Below are 15963 nucleotides of genomic sequence, written 5' to 3'. Positions count from 1 at the left end.
ACCCCTCCTCGGCCAGCACACCGAAGAAATCCTCATCGGCGAACTCGGCCTCGCCCACGAAGAGCTGCCGCTCCTGAAGACGCAGGGAGTGATCTGACCGACACCGCTTCCACTCCGTCCCGGGCGAGATGCGGACCGCACCGCCCGGGACGGTTCCCGTCCGAACCCGACCGGAGTGAGGTAGCCCAGCATGTCGACATCAGCACCCCGTACCGCCCAGCCCGCCCGCAGTGCCCCCGGCTCCGGCACGGTCATCGACCGGCTCGTGGAAGCCAACCGCGCTTATGCCGCCGGATTCGTCGACCCGGGCATGGGAGCCCGGCCGGTCCTGCGGGTGGCCGTCGTGGCCTGTATGGACGCCCGTATCGACCTGCACGCCGCACTGGGCCTGGAACTCGGCGACTGTCACACGGTCCGTAACGCCGGCGGTGTGGTCACCGACGACACGATCCGCTCCCTGACGATCAGTCAGCGCGCGCTCGGCACCCGTAGCGTCGTCCTCATCCACCACACCGGCTGCGGACTGCAGACCCTGACCGAGGACTTCCGGCACGAGCTGGAGATGGAGGTCGGCCAGCGTCCGGCCTGGGCGGTGGAGGCGTTCCGGGACGTCGACCAGGACGTACGGCAGTCGATGCAGCGGGTGCGCACGTCGCCGTTCCTGCCCCACACCGACGACGTACGGGGCTTCGTCTTCGACGTGACCACCGGGCTGCTGCGGGAGATCGACCCGCGGTCCTGAACTCCTCCCGGCCTAACGACCTCGGGGGAAAAAGTGAGCGGCGTCGCGGCGTCTGGCACGCACGCTCGCGGCGTTGCCGAAATGTCCTAGTAGCTCCGCTACGAGGACATCCCGGCGCCTTGCGATCGCACGCACCAGACGCCGCTCCTTGATCCACTCCCTATTTCCCCCGAGGTCGTAAGTGTTCAGGCGCTCCGGCCGGCCACCGCGGCGATCTGCCGGCAGTAGAAGTCGGTGGTGTTCCGGGTGTGCCGGCGCATGAGCTCCTCGGCGCGGTCGGGGGCGCCTTCGCCGATGGCCTCGATGATTCGGGCGTGCTCGTTCCAGGCGTCCTTGCCGCGCGGTGTGGCGATGGGCATGTAGTACCAGCGCACACGTCGGTCGACCTGGGGGATGAGTTCGGCGAGGACCGCGTTGCGGGAGAGCCCGGTGATGTGCCCGTGCAGGGCGGCGTTGGCCTCCACGATGGCCCGGGCGTCGCCGGCCGCGAGAGCGGCGAGACCGGTCTGCTGAAGTTCCCACAGCCGGGCGACGTCCCGGGGGGTGGCGTGTCGGGCGGCGCCGTGCGCGGAGTGGGTTTCGAGGAGGGCCCGGACGCTCAGGAGCTGGGTGCACTCCTCCACGGTGGGGGAGTGGACGAATGCCCCCTGGGAGGGGCGCAGGTCGACCCAGCCCGCGGTGTGCAGCCGTTGCAGCGCTTCGCGGATCGGCTGGCGGCTCACGCCGAGGTCTGCGGCGAGTTCGGCCTCGACGAGATGCTGTCCGGGTTTCAGTGAGCCGTTGACGATCAGTTCGGTGAGGGCGTCGTAGACCGCCTGGCGCAGTGGGGCGGGCCGCGTGATCGGGCTGCGGACGGCCACGGTGGGCGTGTCGGGCATGGGCCCTTCTCCCTCGTTCGACTACTGAGACCAAACATTGGCTACGAGATACTGAGTTCAGTATGCAATAGACGGTAAAGCTCGGACCGGCGTTGCGGGACTTTCGAAAGTCGCCCGGACTCACCTCTGGCGTCCTGCTAGCGAATGCAGAATACTGTATGCAATCGTCGCTCGACGGTGGACCAGCAGTCGCTCCCGAGGGGGTCACCCCGTGTCGTACCGCACCGCTCTTTCAGAAGTCCTGACCAGCGTCATCGAACCCTCCGCCGGCGTGACCGGCGGCGAGGGCAGGTTTCCCCGCGGTTCCGTGACGGCCCTCGGTCGCGCCGGGCTGCTGGGGCTCACCGTCTCCGCCGAGTTCGGTGGTGGTGGACGGGGGCTGCCGGAAGCCGTGGAGGTGGTGGCCCGGATCGCGCGCGTCTGCCCGGCGACGGCGGCCGTGCTCCAGTCCCACTACACGGCGGTCGCCGTCATCGAGTCGCACGGCAGCCCCTGGGTGCGCGGCGAGATCGCCGCCGGGCGGCACCTCAGCAGCCTCGCCCTCGCGGAGACGGCGGAGGGGTACGTCGAGGGGGCGGAGTCGGCGGGCGGCGTCGGCGGACAGGAGCTGGAGGCCCAGCTCCTCGTGCCCCGCTCCGTCGCCGCCCGCACCGGCGACGTGGTCGCGCTGCGGGCCCGTAAGCACCAGGTGGTCGCGGCGGGCGAGGCCGACAGTTACGTCTGGTCCTCGCGGCCGCTCGCCGTGCCGGACGGGATGAGCCTCTGGCTGGTTCCGGCGCACGCCCCGGACCTGTTCGTCCCGGCCCGGGCCGGGGGTGCCGGGCCGCGCGGCAGCGCGACGTCCACGGTGTTCGCCGACCCGGTCCTGGTCCCCGTCGACGCGATGCTCGGCGGGGACGGCGGCGGGCTCGACACCGTGCTGCGCAGAGTGCTGCCGTGGCTGCTCGAACTGCGGGCCGCCGCCGGTACCGGGGTCCTGCGTCCCCCGGTCGTCGACATGTCCCACGGGGTCGCTCGCCGCCCCGCCGAGTCGCTCGCCTCGTCCTGAACCGCGCCGCGCCGGAGATGTCAGTCCTGACTCGTCCCGGCGGGGAGCTGCCGGCGGTAGAAGTCGGTCGTGCGCTCGGTGTGCCTGCGCATGATCTCGCCCGCCCGGTCCGCGTCGCCCTTGGCGATGGCCGTGATGAGCTGGCTGTGCTCGTTCCAGGCATCCTTGCCGCGGGGCTTGGCGATGGGTGTGTAGTACCAGCGCACCTTCTGGCCCACCTGGCCGATCAGTTCGGCCAGGACGGCGTTGCCGGCCACGGAGGTGATGAAGTCGTGCAGGGCGGTGTTGGCCGCGACCAGGCGTTCGACGTCGCCCTCGGCGAGCGCGTCGACGCCCTCCTGCTGGAGCTCCCAGAGGCGCTCGACGTCCTCGGGCTTGGCGTTCTGCGCGGCGAGTTGGGCCGAGTAGGTCTCCAGTACCGCGCGGACGCCGAGGAGTTGGGCGGCCTCCTCCTCGGTGGGGGAGTGGACGAAGGCGCCCTGGGCGGGCCGCAGGTCGACCCAGCCGGCGGTCTGCAGTCGTTGGAGGGCCTCGCGGACCGGCTGTCGGCTGACGCCGAGGTGTTCGGCGAGTTCGGCCTCGACCAGGTGCTGGCCGGGCTTGAGGGAACCGCTGATGATCAGTTCGGTCAGGGCGTCGTACACGGCCTGGCGCAGCGGTGCCGGGCGGGTGACGCGCCGGGACGCTGCGGCCGTGAGTGCCTCGCGCATGGTTGTCCCGTTCTGCCGCCGGAGCCAGCAGGACGGCGGCTCTGCCAAGTGGATGCGGTCGAGGGGGTTGCCGACGACGATGCCAGCATACAGGTTTTTGTATGCAACGCGACGCACCTCTGGCGGTGCAGCGATCTCTGCGATTGAGTTCTGTATACAGAAGCCTGTATGGGGTATTGTCTCAGTCTCCTGCAACCCTCGCCGGGGACCCGTGTGACGGAAGGCGAAGCGATCATGACGACCAGCGGGAGTGATGTGTCGGTCGAGAGCGTGGTCCGGGGGGTGGTGGCCCGTCACCGGGACCAGCGCGGCGCGCTGCTGCCCGTACTGCACGCCGTACAGGCCGAGTTGGGCCATGTGCCGCAGGAGGCGATCCCGGTGCTCGCCGAGGAACTCAACCTCTCCCGGGCGGACGTCCACGGGGTGGTGACCTTCTACCACGACTTCCGCCGTGAGCCCGCGGGACGCACCACCGTACGCATCTGCCGCGCCGAGGCCTGCCAGGCCCTGGGTGCCGACAGCCTGGTGCGCCACGCCCGTGAGTCCGGACTGACCTTGGGGGAGACGACGGCCGACGGCTCGGTCACCGTCGAGCAGGTCTTCTGTCTCGGCAACTGTGCCCTCGGCCCGTCGGTGGAGGCGAACGGCCGGCTGTACGGACGAGTCGGCCCCGCCCGACTGAGCTCGATCCTCAACGGGACGGTCTCCTCATGAACAACTCCTCGCACTCCGCGGCCACGGTCTACGTTCCCCGCGACTCGGCGGCCAGGTCCGTCGGCGCGGACGAGGTCGCCCAGGCGCTCCAAGACGCCGCCGCCCGCGGCGACTTCGACATCGACGTCATACGCAACGGATCGCGCGGCATGCTCTGGCTGGAGCCGCTCGTCGAGGTCGTGACCCCGCAAGGACGCCTCGGCTACGGCCCGGTGGCCCCCGAGGACGTGGCGGGACTCCTCGCCGCCGGCATGCTCGACGGGGCGGACCATCCGCTGCGGCTCGGCATCGTGGACGAACTGCCGTGGCTCGCCCGCCAGAACCGCGTCACCTTCGCCAGGGTCGGGGTCACCGACCCCCTGTCGACGAAGGACTACGTCGAGCACGGCGGCCTCGCCGGGCTACGGGCCGCGTTGGAGCTGGCCCCCGCCGACGTCGTCGCCGAGGTCACCGCCTCCGGGCTGCGCGGCCGAGGCGGCGCCGGATTCCCGGCCGGCATCAAGTGGAAGACGGTGCTCGACTGCGCCGACGAGCTGAAGTTCGTCTGCTGCAACGCCGACGAGGGAGACAGCGGCACCTTCGCCGACCGCATGGTCATGGAGGGCGACCCGTTCCTGCTCATCGAAGGCATGACCATCGCCGCGCACGCGGTCGGCGCAAGCGAGGGCTACATATACATCCGCTCCGAATACCCCGACGCCGTGGCCACGATGCGCCGGGCGATCGGCATCGCCCGCGAGCACGGCTGGCTCGGCAAGGGCGTCCTCGGCTCCTCGCTCGACTTCGACCTGCACGTCCGCGTCGGCGCCGGCGCGTACATCTGCGGCGAGGAGACCTCCATGCTGGAGAGCCTGGAGGGCAAGCGGGGCATGGTCCGCGCGAAACCACCGATCCCCGCGATCGAGGGCCTGTTCGGCAAACCGACCGTGGTGAACAACGTCCTCACCCTGACCACCGTGCCCATGGTCCTGGCCCACGGCGCGAAGGCCTACCAGGACCTCGGCGTCGGCCGCTCGCGCGGCACCCAGGTCTTCCAGCTCGGCGGCAACATCGCCCGCGGCGGCATCGTGGAGACCGCCTTCGGTATCACCCTGCGCGAACTCGTCGAGGAGTACGGCGGCGGGACCCACACCGGACGCCCGGTGCGCACGGTGCAGGTCGGCGGCCCGCTCGGCGCCTATCTGCCGACGTCCCTGTTCGACCTGCCGATGGACTACGAGGCGTTCGCCGAGGCCGGCGCGATGCTCGGGCACGGCGGCGTCGTCGTCTTCGACGACACCGTCGACATGGCCGCCCAGGCCCGCTTCGCGATGGAGTTCTGTGCCGAGGAGTCCTGCGGCAAGTGCACACCCTGCCGGGTCGGTTCGGTGCGGGGCGTCGAGGTGATCGACAAGATCGTGGCCGGCGCGCACCGGGACGAGAACCTGGCCCTGCTGGAAGACCTGTGCGACCTGATGACCGAAGGCTCGTTGTGCGCGATGGGCGGGCTGACGCCTATGCCCGTCCGCAGCGCCCTCGCTCACTTCCCCGACGACTTCCTCGGCGGCCGTCGGCTGCTGGAGATCCACCCCGTACGAGCGACGGAGGGCACGGCATGAGCCTGCTCAAGGAACCAGACTTCGGAACCCCCGGGCGGCCCGGCCCGGCGACGGTGTCGGTGGAGATCGACGGCATGCCGGTCGCCGTCCCGGAGGGAACCTCTGTGATGCGCGCCGCCGCACAGGCCGGTGTCGACATCCCCAAGTTGTGCGCCACCGACAGCCTGGAGGCATTCGGCTCCTGCCGCCTGTGTGTGGTGGAGATCGACGGTCGGCGCGGCACCCCGGCGTCCTGCACCACGCCGTGCGCCGACGGCATGAAGGTGAGCACCCAGACGCCGAAGGTGGCAAAGCTCCGCCAGGGCGTCATGGAGCTCTACATCTCCGACCACCCGCTCGACTGCCTCACCTGCCCGGCCAACGGCGACTGCGAACTGCAGGACATGGCCGGCGTGGTGGGTCTGAGGCAGGTCCGCTACGGCTACGAGGGCGAGAACCACCTCGACGCCGAGAAGGACACGTCCAACCCCTACTTCGACTTCGATCCCTCCAAGTGCATCGCCTGCTCCCGCTGCGTCCGGGCGTGCGGTGAGGTGCAGGGCACCTTCGCGCTCACCATCGAGGGCCGCGGCTTCGACTCCAAGGTCTCGCCGGGCGCCGGAGAGACCTTCATGGACTCCGAGTGCGTCTCCTGCGGGGCCTGCGTCCAGGCCTGCCCGACGTCGACGCTCCAGGAGCGCTCGGTCGTGGAACTCGGCATGCCCACCAGGTCGGTTGTCACGACCTGCGCGTACTGCGGTGTGGGCTGCTCCTTCAAGGCCGAACTGCGCGGCGACGAGCTGGTGCGCATGGTGCCCTACAAGGACGGCGGCGCGAACGAGGGCCACTCCTGCGTGAAGGGCCGCTTCGCCTTCGGCTACGCCACCCACCCCGACCGGCAACTCAAGCCCATGGTCCGCGACAGGATCACCGACCCCTGGCGCGAGGTCGAGTGGGACGAGGCGATCGGCACGGTCGCCCGCCGCATGCGTGAGATCCAGGACCGGTACGGCTCCAGCGCGGTCGGCGCCATCACCTCCTCGCGTTGCACCAACGAGGAGGTCTACGTCGTACAGAAGATGGTCCGCGCGGCCTTCGGCAACAACAACGTCGACACCTGCGCCCGGGTCTGCCACTCCCCGACGGGATACGGACTCAAGCAGACCTTCGGCGAGTCCGCCGGCACCCAGGACTTCCGCTCGGTCGCGCAGTCCGACGTCATCGTGGTCATCGGCGCCAACCCCACCGACGGGCACCCGGTGTTCGCCTCCCGGATGAAGCGCCGGCTGCGCGAGGGCGCCAAGCTCATCGTCGTGGACCCCCGCCGTATCGACCTGGTGCGCTCGCCGCACATCGAGGCCCAGCACCACCTCCAGCTCAGGCCCAGCACCAACGTCGCCGTCGTCAACGCCATGGCGCACGTGGTCGTCACCGAGGGCCTGGTCGACCGGTCGTTCGTGGACGCCAGGTGCGAAGGCTTCGACGACTGGGCCGAGTTCATCGCCCGCCCGGAGAACAGCCCGGAGGCGGTCGAGGAGATCACCGGCGTGCCGGCCGGCGAACTCCGGGCCGCCGCACGGCTGTACGCCGAGGCGCCCAACGGGGCCATCTACTACGGCCTCGGCGTCACCGAGCACAGCCAGGGCTCGACGATGGTCATGGGGATGGCCAATCTCGCGATGGCGTGCGGCAACATCGGCCGGGACGGCGTCGGCGTGAACCCGTTGCGCGGCCAGAACAACGTGCAGGGTTCCTGCGACATGGGCTCCTTTCCGCACGAACTGCCCGGCTACCGGCACGTCTCCGACGACGCCGTCCGCACGGTCTTCGAGAACCTCTGGGGCGGAACTCTCCTCGCCGAACCGGGCCTTCGCATCCCCAACATGTTCGACGCGGCGATCGACGGCACCTTCAAGGGCCTCTTCGTGCACGGCGAGGACATCGCCCAGTCCGACCCCAACCTCCAGCACGTCACCGCCGCGCTCGAAGCGATGGAACTCGTCGTGGTCCAGGACCTGTTCCTCAACGAGACCGCCAAGTTCGCGCACGTCTTCCTGCCCGGGGCGTCCTTCCTGGAGAAGGACGGCACCTTCACCAACGCCGAACGCCGGATCAACCGGGTGCGCGCGGTGATGAAGCCGAAGACGGGCAAGCACGAGTGGCAGATCGTCAGCGAGATCGCCACCGCCATGGGCTACCCGATGGCGTACGACCATCCGAGCCGGATCATGGACGAGATCGCCTCGGTCACCCCGACGTTCACCGGGGTCTCCTTCGAGTTGCTGGACAAGCTCGGCAGCGTCCAGTGGCCGTGCAACGAGCAGGCGCCGGAGGGCACGCCCATCATGCACGTGGACGAATTCGTGCGAGGCAAGGGCAAGTTCGTGGTCACCGCCTACGTGCCCACGGCCGAGCGCAGCACCCGGCGCTTCCCGCTGGTCCTCACCACGGGCCGCATCCTCAGCCAGTACAACGTCGGCGCGCAGACCCGCCGAACCGGCAACGTCGCCTGGCATCCCGAGGACGTCCTGGAACTCCACCCGCACGACGCCGAGGTCCGCGGCATCAACGACGGTGACATGGTCACCCTGGCCAGCCGCGTCGGGCAGACCACCCTGCGCGCGGAGATCTCCGACCGCATGCCGACCGGGGTCGTGTACACCACGTTCCACCATCCCGTCACCGGCGCCAACGTGGTGACCACGGAGAACTCCGACTGGGCGACCAACTGCCCGGAGTACAAGGTGACCGCCGTACAGGTGGCGCTCGCGCGCCCCGACCGGCACACCGACACGGACGTCACCGAGAACGACCTCGTGACGGTGGTGGACTGAGATGACAGCGACCGTGCCGTCGGAACTCAGGATGGCGAACGACATCGCGAGGAACCTCGGACACCTGCCGGGGGAGGAGGCCGCCGAGGCGGTCGCCGGACACATCGGCAGGTTCTGGGACCCGCGGATGCGCGCCCGGCTCCACGCGTTCGTCGACGCCGGGGCGGACGGGCTGGACCCGCTCGTGGTGGCCGCGGTGAAGCTCCTGCGCTGACCCGCGCCCGGCGATGCGAGGGGTGGCGATCCGGGCACGCGGGGAGATCAACAGGGTTGCCACCCCTGTACATCACCGCCATACTGCATACAGTATGGAGCAGGTGGGACGCGGCCCCGGACAGGGAGGAGTCGTTCATGCTGTTCCGGCAGCTGGAGTATTTCGTGGCGGTGGCGAGGGAACGGCACTTCGCCCGCGCGGCGGAGTCCTGCTACGTCTCCCAGCCCGCGCTCTCGGCGGCGATCGCCAAACTGGAGCGGGAGCTGAACGTCACGCTCATCAACCGCGGGCACAACTACCAGGGCCTCACCCCGGAGGGCGAACGGCTCGTCGTCTGGGCCAAGCGGATCCTCGCCGAACAGGACGCCTTCAAGGCCGAGGTGGCCGCCGTGCAGTCCGGCATCACCGGGACGCTCCGGCTCGGCACGGACCCCACGGCGTCCACGACCCTGGCGCTACCCGTGGCCGCCTTCTGCGCGGCGCACCCGCTCGCCAAGGTGCAGGTCCGCTCCCGGCTGTCGACGAAGGAACTCCACCGCCAGCTGCGCGACTACGAACTGGACGTGGCCATCGCCCACTTCGACCCGGACGACCAAGAGGGCTTGCAGGTCGTCCCCCTGTACCAGGAGCGGTACATGCTGCTGGTGTCGGAGGACCAGCCGGTGGCCCAGTCCACCACCGTGACCTGGGCGGACGCCGCCCAGCTGCCGCTCGCGCTGCTGACGCCCGACATGCGGATCCGCCAGATCGCCGACACGGTCTTCGCGGAGAAGGGGTTCGTCGTGACCCCCCAGGTGGAGACGGACTCGATCGCCTCCCTCTACGCCCATGTCGGCGGCGGCGGGTGGGCCAGCATCGTGCCGCACACGTGGCTGCGCGCGATGCCGGTGATCGGCCGTACGAGGGCGCTGCCCCTGGTGGAGCCGGAGGCCGGCGCCCAGGTCTCGGTGGCGATCCACGCCGCCACCCCCGGCTCGGTCGCGGCCCGGGCGTTCGTCAACGCGGCGACGGGCCTGTCCCTGGACGACTTCTTCGCCCGGCCGCTCCCGGCCGAGCACCGCGTGCTCACCTCCTGAACGCCCCTGTCACGGCGCGTACCGGGCCTGGACGGCCTTCCGGTCCAGAGCCCCCTTGGCGGTGTACGGCAGAGCGGCGACCAGCTCGATCCGGTCGGGCACCTCGAACGCGGCAAGCCGGTCACGGCCGTACCGCAGGATCTCCTCGCGCTCGACGGTCTCGCCCTCGCGCACCACCACCGCGGCGCCCACCCGCTGCCCGTACACCGCGTCGGGCACGGCGAACACGGCCACCTCGGCGACACCCGGGCAGCCGGCGAGGATGTCCTCGACATGCTCAGGCGAGATCTTCTCGCCGCCACGGTTGATCAGGTTCTTGATCCGCCCGGTCAGCGACAGATACCCGTCGGCGTCCAGCGTTCCCAGATCACCGGTGCGCAGCCACCCGTCGACGAAGGTGTACGACGTCCCCTCCCGGTCGCCGAGATAGCCCCGGGCGACGGTGGGCCCGTGCACCCACACCTCACCCTCGACGCCCGCCGGGCACGTCCGCCCGCTCCGGTCGACGACCCGGACCTCTACCCCGGTCGGCCGTCCCACCGCCCCGTGCTTCAGCAGCCCCCGCCCGGGCAGCGGTTCGCTGGCCGCCTGGTGCGAGGACTCGGTCATCCCGTACGCGGACAGCACAGGCACGCCCAGCGTGCGTTCCAGCGCCCGCTGCGTCGCCGGGTTGAGGGGAGCGCTGCTGCTGCGGACGAACTTCAGGGGCGGTGCCTGCGTGCCCGGGTACTCCCGCTCCGACCGGTCCAGGAGGATCTCGTGGATGGCCGGAGCCGCGGTGAACCAGGTGGCGGCCGCGGCACGCACGTCGTCCCAGAACGTGCCCGCCGAGAACCGTCCCCGCTCGGGCAGCAGGACGCAGCCTCCGCTGGCCAGGGACGCCAGCAGCGCCGCGAACAGTCCGTGGCCGTGGAAGAACGGCATCACCGCGACCGTCGCGTCATCGGGCCCCAACTCGTAGGTGGCGCAGAGGGAGTGGACGGACGCGGCCACGTTGGCCTGGGTGAGCGGGACCATCTTCGGCCGGTCGCTGGTGCCGGCGGTGAACAGGACGAGCGCGTCGTTCTCCGCCAACTCGTCTGCCGCACCACGGACATGGGGCACGACAGGCGGACCGGGCGCGAGTTCGACCGCCGCTGTCCCGGCCCGGGAGACGTCCACCCGCAGCGGCCACACCGGGACGGGGAACGGGTCCCCTGCCACGGCCGGTGCTCCCAGAAGAACCGCCCGCGCTCCCAACGCCTCGCTCCGTGCCGCGAGTTCGGACCAGGGCAGCGCAGGGTCCAGCGGGGCGACCACCAGACCGGCTCTCGCCGCGCCGAGCAACGCGACCACGAACTCGGCGGTGTTGGCGGCGATCAGACCGATCGCCTCACCGCGGCGCAGCCCGGTGTCGCCGAGCCGTTCGGCCATGTCGTCGGCCAGGCCGCTGAGGCCCCGGTAGGACAGGTGCACCCGGTCCCCGGTGACGACCAGCGCCCGGGCGTACGGGCGTTCACGCACCTGCCGGTCGATGAGGTCGACGAGACCCGTGACGCTCGGAGGCCGGTACCGGTTCGCATCGCGCACGGACGCCGCGGCCGGAACGGCCATGACCCCACCCCCTCGCGCCAGGTTCGATGAAGCAGTCCTCTGCGAGCCTGCGGTGGCCTGCGGCGAGCGTCCAATACGTACTGGCGAACGGCCGATAGCGGCCGTCTATCAAGAGAGCTGGCGAGGCCTCCACCAGCCCTCGATAGATGCTGTTTATCGGCTGGTCGCCGATGGGTCTTGGACGCGGACGGGCGCCCTGCGGATGGTGAGAGGAGTAGCCGCTCCGGCAGGACCTGCCCAAGGAGGACCTCGGACCATGACCGCCCCCTCGACTATGGAGACCGCGGCAGCAGCCGACGTTCCGACCGAGCTCACCGACGGGTACCACCTGGTCGTCGACGCGCTCAAAATGAACGACGTCGACACCATCTACGGGGTGGTCGGCATCCCGATCACCGACCTGGCCCGCCTCGCCCAGGCGCAGGGCATCCGCTACATCGGCTTCCGGCACGAGAGCAACGCCGGGCACGCGGCGGCCATCGCCGGCTACCTCAACAAGAAGCCGGGCGTGGCCCTGACGGTGTCGGCACCGGGCTTCCTCAACGGTCTGGTCGCGCTGGCGAACGCGACCACCAACTGCTTCCCCATGGTCCAGATCTCCGGCTCCAGCGAGCGCCACCTCGTCGACCTCAAGCAGGGCGACTACGAGGAGATGGACCAACTCGCCGCCGCGCAGCCCTTCGTGAAGGCCGCATACCGGGTCAGCCGCGTCGAGGACATCGGCCGCGGCATCGCCCGCGCCCTGCGCACCGCGATCTCCGGGCGCCCCGGCGGTGTCTACCTCGACATCCCCGCCGCGGTGCTCGGCGCCATCATGCCCAAGGCGGAGGGCGACAAGACGCTGAGCCGCCTCGTCGACCCCGCTCCGCGCCAGCTGCCCGCGCCGGAGGCCGTGGACCGGGCGATCGAGCTGCTGGCCTCCGCCGAGCGCCCGCTGGTGGTGCTCGGCAAGGGCGCCGCGTATGCCCAGGCGGACGCCAAAGTGCGGGAGTTCATCGAGTCCACCGGCATCCCGTACGTACCGATGTCGATGGCGAAGGGCCTGCTGCCCGACAACCACCCGCAGTCGGCGGCCACCGCCCGTTCCATGGCGCTGAAGAAGGCCGACGTCGTGATGCTCGTCGGCGCCCGCCTCAACTGGTTGCTCAACCATGGCCAGACGGGGTGGAACCCCGATGCCAAGTTCATCCAGATCGACATCGACCCCAAGGAGATGGACAGCAACCAGCCGATCTCCGCACCGCTCGTCGGTGACATCGAGTCGGTGCTCGACGCGCTCGCCGAACGCACCAAGCCCGGCCAGATCCAGGCCCCTTCGGCCTGGCGGGACGAGCTCGGGGAGCGCTCGGCGCAGAACGTCGCCAAGATGGCCAAGCGGCTGGAGGCCGACCCGCACCCCATGCAGTTCATGGGCGCTCTGAAGGCCGTACGCGACGTCGTGCACCAGCACCCGGAGACGTACATCGTCAACGAGGGCGCCAACGCCCTGGACATCGCGCGCAACGTCATCGACATGCACGTCCCCCGTCACCGTCTCGACAGCGGCACCTGGGGCGTCATGGGCATCGGCATGGGCTACGCCATCGCCGCCGCCGTCGAGAGCGGCGCCCCGGTCGTGGCCATCGAGGGCGACAGCGCCTTCGGGTTCAGTGGCATCGAGATCGAGACGATCTGCCGTTACAAGCTCCCCGTGGTCACCGTGATCATGAACAACGGCGGTGTCTACCGGGGCGACGACACCAACCCGTACGACGACGCCCCCGCGCCCACGACGCTCATGTCGGCGGCCCGCCACGACCTGCTGATCGAGGCGTTCGGCGGCAAGGGCTACCGCGCCACCACGCCTGCCGAGGTCACCGCCGCCCTCACCGAGGCCCTGGCTTCGGGCGGCCCGGCGCTCATCGACTGCGTGATCGACCCCTCGGCCGGCACCGAGAGCGGCCACATCTCACACCTCAACCCCAAGGGCATCACCGTCGGCAACATCACGCCGGCGAAGAAGTGACCCTTCTCCTCACCTCGAGCCCCCGCCCCGTACGCGTACGTTCACGAAAAGGAAGCAGACATGAGTGAAAAGCCGCTCGCCGGAATCAAGGTGATCGACTTCACCGGCGTCCAGGCCGGTCCCGCCTGCACGCAGATGCTCGCCTGGTTCGGCGCCGACGTCCTGAAGGTGGAGCGTCCCAACGGCGGCGACGTGACGCGCCGTCAGCTCCGGGACATCGAGGACCTGGACGCGCTCTACTTCACCATGCTCAACAGCAACAAGCGCTCCCTCGCCATCAACACCAAGACCGCCGAGGGCAAGGAGGTCCTGGAGAAGCTCATCACGGAAGCCGACGTCCTGGTGGAGAACTTCGCCCCGGGAGCCCTGGACCGCATGGGCTTCTCCTGGGAGCGCATCCAGGAGCTCAACCCGCGCCTGATCTTCGGCTCGGTCAAGGGCTTCAACGACCAGTCGTCCTGGAACGACCTCAAGGTCTACGAGAACGTCGCCCAGTGCGCGGGCGGCGCCGCCTCCACCACCGGCTTCTGGGACGGTCCGCCCACCATCTCCGGCGCGGCCATCGGTGACACCAACACCGGTATGCACCTGGCGATCGGCATCCTCACCGCGATCATCGACCGCAACAAGACCGGCAAGGGCCAGAAGGTGTCCGTCTCCATGCAGGACGCCGTGCTCAACCTCTGCCGTGTCAAGCTGCGCGACCAGCAGCGCCTGGAGCGGGTCGGCCACCTGGAGGAGTACCCGCAGTACCCGAACGGCGAGTTCACCGACGTGGTGCCGCGCGGCGGCAACGCGGGCGGCGGCGGCCAGCCCGGCTGGGTGCTCAAGTGCAAGGGCTGGGAGACCGACCCGAACGCCTACATCTACTTCACCATCCAGGAGCAGAACTGGAAGCGCACCGCCGAGGCGATCGGCCACCCCGAGTGGGCCGAGGACCCGGAGTACGCGACCGCGCGCGCCCGCCAGAACCACATCTTCGAGATCTTCGAGGAGATCGAGAAGTGGCTCGCGGACAAGACCAAGTACGAGGCGGTGGACATCCTGCGTGAGTGGGAGGTGCCCTGCGCCCCGGTGATGAGCATGAAGGAGATCGCCTACGACGAGGACCTGCGCAAGAGCGGCACGGTCGTCGAGGTCGAGCAGAAGGGCCGTGGGACGTACCTGACCGTCGGCAGCCCGGTGAAGTTCTCCTCCTTCAAGCCCGAGGTCGTCGGTGCCCCGCTGCTGGGCGAGCACAGCTCCGAGGTCCTGGTCGAACTGGGCTACGACGAGGAGACCATCGGCCGGCTGAAGGAGAGCGGCGTCATCGTCTGACCCTTCACGCGGAAGCGGCCGTGGCCCGAAGGCCACGGCCGCTTCCGCATGTCGTCGGCGAGGCTCAGACCGTCGCCTCGGCCCGCCGCCGCATCAGCTCCCGCTCCCGCTCGCGCCGCGCGGTGACGTCCCGGATGACCGCCCCGCAATACGTGCTGCCGTCGGGGGCCGGCAGCAGCACCACGCTGAACTCGATGGACAGCTTGCGGCCGTCCGCGGCCAGCGCGGGGACGTTCAGCAGGTCCGCCTCCCCGTACTTGCTGGACCCCCGGTCCATGGCCTCCTGGAAGCCGTCCCAGTGACGCTTGCGGTGCTTCTCGGGGATGATGACGTCCAGACTGCGGCCGTCCACGTCGTCCGCCGCGAACCCGAAGATGCGTTCCGCACCCCGGTTCCAGTAGCGGATCAGTCCTTCGCCGTCAATGATCACTATGCCGTCGGGCGCCTGGGCCGCCATGCCCAGCACCACCGCGGAATCCAGATCTTCCATGTCGCCTCCGAGCAGGAGTCATCGGTGACAACAGTATACAGATTAATCGTATACAGAATGCGCTGGGGTCCCCCATGCGGCCGTCCGGACGAGGGAAACGCAGGTGAAAGGCACTCCGAAAGCTTGGTATTGTTGTGCGTGCCGCCTCGGGGAGCACCCCGGCAAGGCGGCAGACACCTGGTCCGGGTGGCGGAATGGCAGACGCGCTAGCTTGAGGTGCTAGTGCCCTTTATCGGGCGTGGGGGTTCAAGTCCCCCCTCGGACACTTGCTTCAGCCGCACATGAGGTGCCGACCGGTTCTGGTCGGCACCTCATCTGTGTCCCGCGCCTGGCTCGTCACACTGAGTGCTGTCTCGCGAGCCGGGCGGCGATCACCATGACCACTGTGGACAACAGGGCGATGCCGGCGCCGACGTAGAGCGGTGACGTGTAGCCGAGGCTCGCGGTGATGGCCAGACCTCCGAGCCAGGCGCCGAGGGCGTTGCCGACGTTGGACGCGGACACGTTGGCGCTGGCGGCCAGTGCCGCTCCGTGCGCGTAGTCGGTGACCCGCGTGATCATCCCGGGCACACTGGCGAACCCGGTCACGCCCATCACGAACACCAGGACGACCGAGGCGGTCGCGTTGCCGGCCAGCAGCCCGAACAGGGCCAGGGTGAGGGTGAGCGCGAGCAGGGCGAGGACCAGGGCACGGTCACGGTCGCGGTCGGCCGCGCGCCCGCCGGCCAGGTTCCCGACGACCAGTCCGACGCCGTACACCATCAG

The 15963-nt window shown here is 69.9% G+C and carries 14 protein-coding genes and 1 tRNA gene; 10 read left to right on the top strand and 5 right to left on the bottom strand.

Annotated elements, in window-relative coordinates:
- Nucleotides 1-190: 190 nt before the first annotated feature.
- Nucleotides 191-742, top strand: coding sequence for a beta-class carbonic anhydrase (locus AOQ53_RS17930; protein ID WP_059418492.1), 552 nt, complete (start codon nucleotides 191-193; stop codon nucleotides 740-742).
- A gap of 185 nt (nucleotides 743-927) precedes the next feature.
- Here the strand turns inward: AOQ53_RS17930 and AOQ53_RS17925 are convergent, their stop codons facing one another.
- A complete protein-coding gene (locus AOQ53_RS17925; RefSeq protein WP_059418490.1) occupies nucleotides 928-1620 on the bottom strand; it encodes a GntR family transcriptional regulator in 693 nt (230 codons plus the stop codon).
- A gap of 211 nt (nucleotides 1621-1831) precedes the next feature.
- Between AOQ53_RS17925 and AOQ53_RS17920 the strand changes: the two genes are divergently transcribed.
- Nucleotides 1832-2668, top strand: a complete 837-nt coding sequence (locus AOQ53_RS17920) for an acyl-CoA dehydrogenase family protein (protein WP_059418488.1) — start codon at nucleotides 1832-1834, stop codon at nucleotides 2666-2668.
- A 20-nt stretch (nucleotides 2669-2688) separates the two neighbouring features.
- Here AOQ53_RS17920 and AOQ53_RS17915 read toward each other — a convergent pair whose 3' ends face one another.
- Entirely contained in the window at nucleotides 2689-3378 is a 690-nt protein-coding gene (locus tag AOQ53_RS17915) for a GntR family transcriptional regulator (RefSeq protein ID WP_059418486.1), read from the bottom strand.
- A gap of 234 nt (nucleotides 3379-3612) precedes the next feature.
- Here AOQ53_RS17915 and AOQ53_RS17910 point away from each other — a divergent pair, with 234 nt between their 5' ends.
- From AOQ53_RS17910 to AOQ53_RS17890, 5 genes are all read left to right on the top strand, one after another.
- Nucleotides 3613-4092 carry a formate dehydrogenase subunit gamma gene (locus AOQ53_RS17910; protein WP_059418484.1) on the top strand — a complete coding sequence of 160 codons (480 nt, stop codon included), beginning with the start codon at nucleotides 3613-3615 and terminating at the stop codon, nucleotides 4090-4092.
- A complete protein-coding gene (locus tag AOQ53_RS17905) occupies nucleotides 4089-5690 on the top strand; it encodes a formate dehydrogenase beta subunit (RefSeq protein ID WP_059418482.1) in 1602 nt (533 codons plus the stop codon). The genes AOQ53_RS17910 and AOQ53_RS17905 overlap by 4 nt, the downstream gene beginning before the upstream one ends.
- Nucleotides 5687-8503, top strand: a complete 2817-nt coding sequence (gene fdhF, locus AOQ53_RS17900) for a formate dehydrogenase subunit alpha (protein ID WP_059418480.1) — start codon at nucleotides 5687-5689, stop codon at nucleotides 8501-8503. The genes AOQ53_RS17905 and fdhF overlap by 4 nt, the downstream gene beginning before the upstream one ends.
- Before the next feature lies 1 nt (nucleotide 8504).
- Entirely contained in the window at nucleotides 8505-8717 is a 213-nt protein-coding gene (locus AOQ53_RS17895; RefSeq protein ID WP_059418479.1) for a formate dehydrogenase subunit delta, read from the top strand.
- 137 nt (nucleotides 8718-8854) lie between these two features.
- The gene (locus AOQ53_RS17890) at nucleotides 8855-9793 is read left to right on the top strand and encodes a LysR family transcriptional regulator (RefSeq protein ID WP_059418477.1); all 939 of its coding nucleotides are present in this window, start codon (nucleotides 8855-8857) and stop codon (nucleotides 9791-9793) included.
- A 9-nt stretch (nucleotides 9794-9802) separates the two neighbouring features.
- Here the strand turns inward: AOQ53_RS17890 and AOQ53_RS17885 are convergent, their stop codons facing one another.
- Nucleotides 9803-11386 (bottom strand): FadD7 family fatty acid--CoA ligase, encoded by a 1584-nt coding sequence (locus AOQ53_RS17885; protein ID WP_059418475.1) that lies wholly within the window; start codon nucleotides 11384-11386, stop codon nucleotides 9803-9805.
- A 256-nt stretch (nucleotides 11387-11642) separates the two neighbouring features.
- Between AOQ53_RS17885 and oxc the strand changes: the two genes are divergently transcribed.
- Nucleotides 11643-13391: an oxalyl-CoA decarboxylase gene (oxc, locus tag AOQ53_RS17880; protein WP_059418473.1), complete on the top strand. Its 1749-nt coding sequence runs from the start codon at nucleotides 11643-11645 to the stop codon at nucleotides 13389-13391.
- A gap of 60 nt (nucleotides 13392-13451) precedes the next feature.
- The gene (gene frc, locus AOQ53_RS17875; protein ID WP_059418472.1) at nucleotides 13452-14708 is read left to right on the top strand and encodes a formyl-CoA transferase; all 1257 of its coding nucleotides are present in this window, start codon (nucleotides 13452-13454) and stop codon (nucleotides 14706-14708) included.
- 64 nt (nucleotides 14709-14772) lie between these two features.
- Here the strand turns inward: frc and AOQ53_RS17870 are convergent, their stop codons facing one another.
- Nucleotides 14773-15198 carry a PAS domain S-box protein gene (locus tag AOQ53_RS17870; RefSeq protein WP_059418469.1) on the bottom strand — a complete coding sequence of 142 codons (426 nt, stop codon included), beginning with the start codon at nucleotides 15196-15198 and terminating at the stop codon, nucleotides 14773-14775.
- A gap of 180 nt (nucleotides 15199-15378) precedes the next feature.
- Between AOQ53_RS17870 and AOQ53_RS17865 the strand changes: the two genes are divergently transcribed.
- A tRNA-Leu gene (locus tag AOQ53_RS17865) sits at nucleotides 15379-15463 on the top strand.
- Nucleotides 15464-15534: 71 nt separating this feature from the next.
- Here the strand turns inward: AOQ53_RS17865 and AOQ53_RS17860 are convergent.
- On the bottom strand, nucleotides 15535-15963 hold a 429-nt coding region (locus AOQ53_RS17860), incomplete at its 5' end, for an MFS transporter (protein ID WP_148640343.1).

This window comes from Streptomyces azureus (assembly GCF_001270025.1).
GTDB classification, from domain to species: Bacteria; Actinomycetota; Actinomycetes; order Streptomycetales; family Streptomycetaceae; genus Streptomyces; species Streptomyces azureus.
The sequence above is the reverse complement of the archived record's forward strand: the minus strand, read 5'-3'. Positions and strand labels throughout refer to the sequence as shown.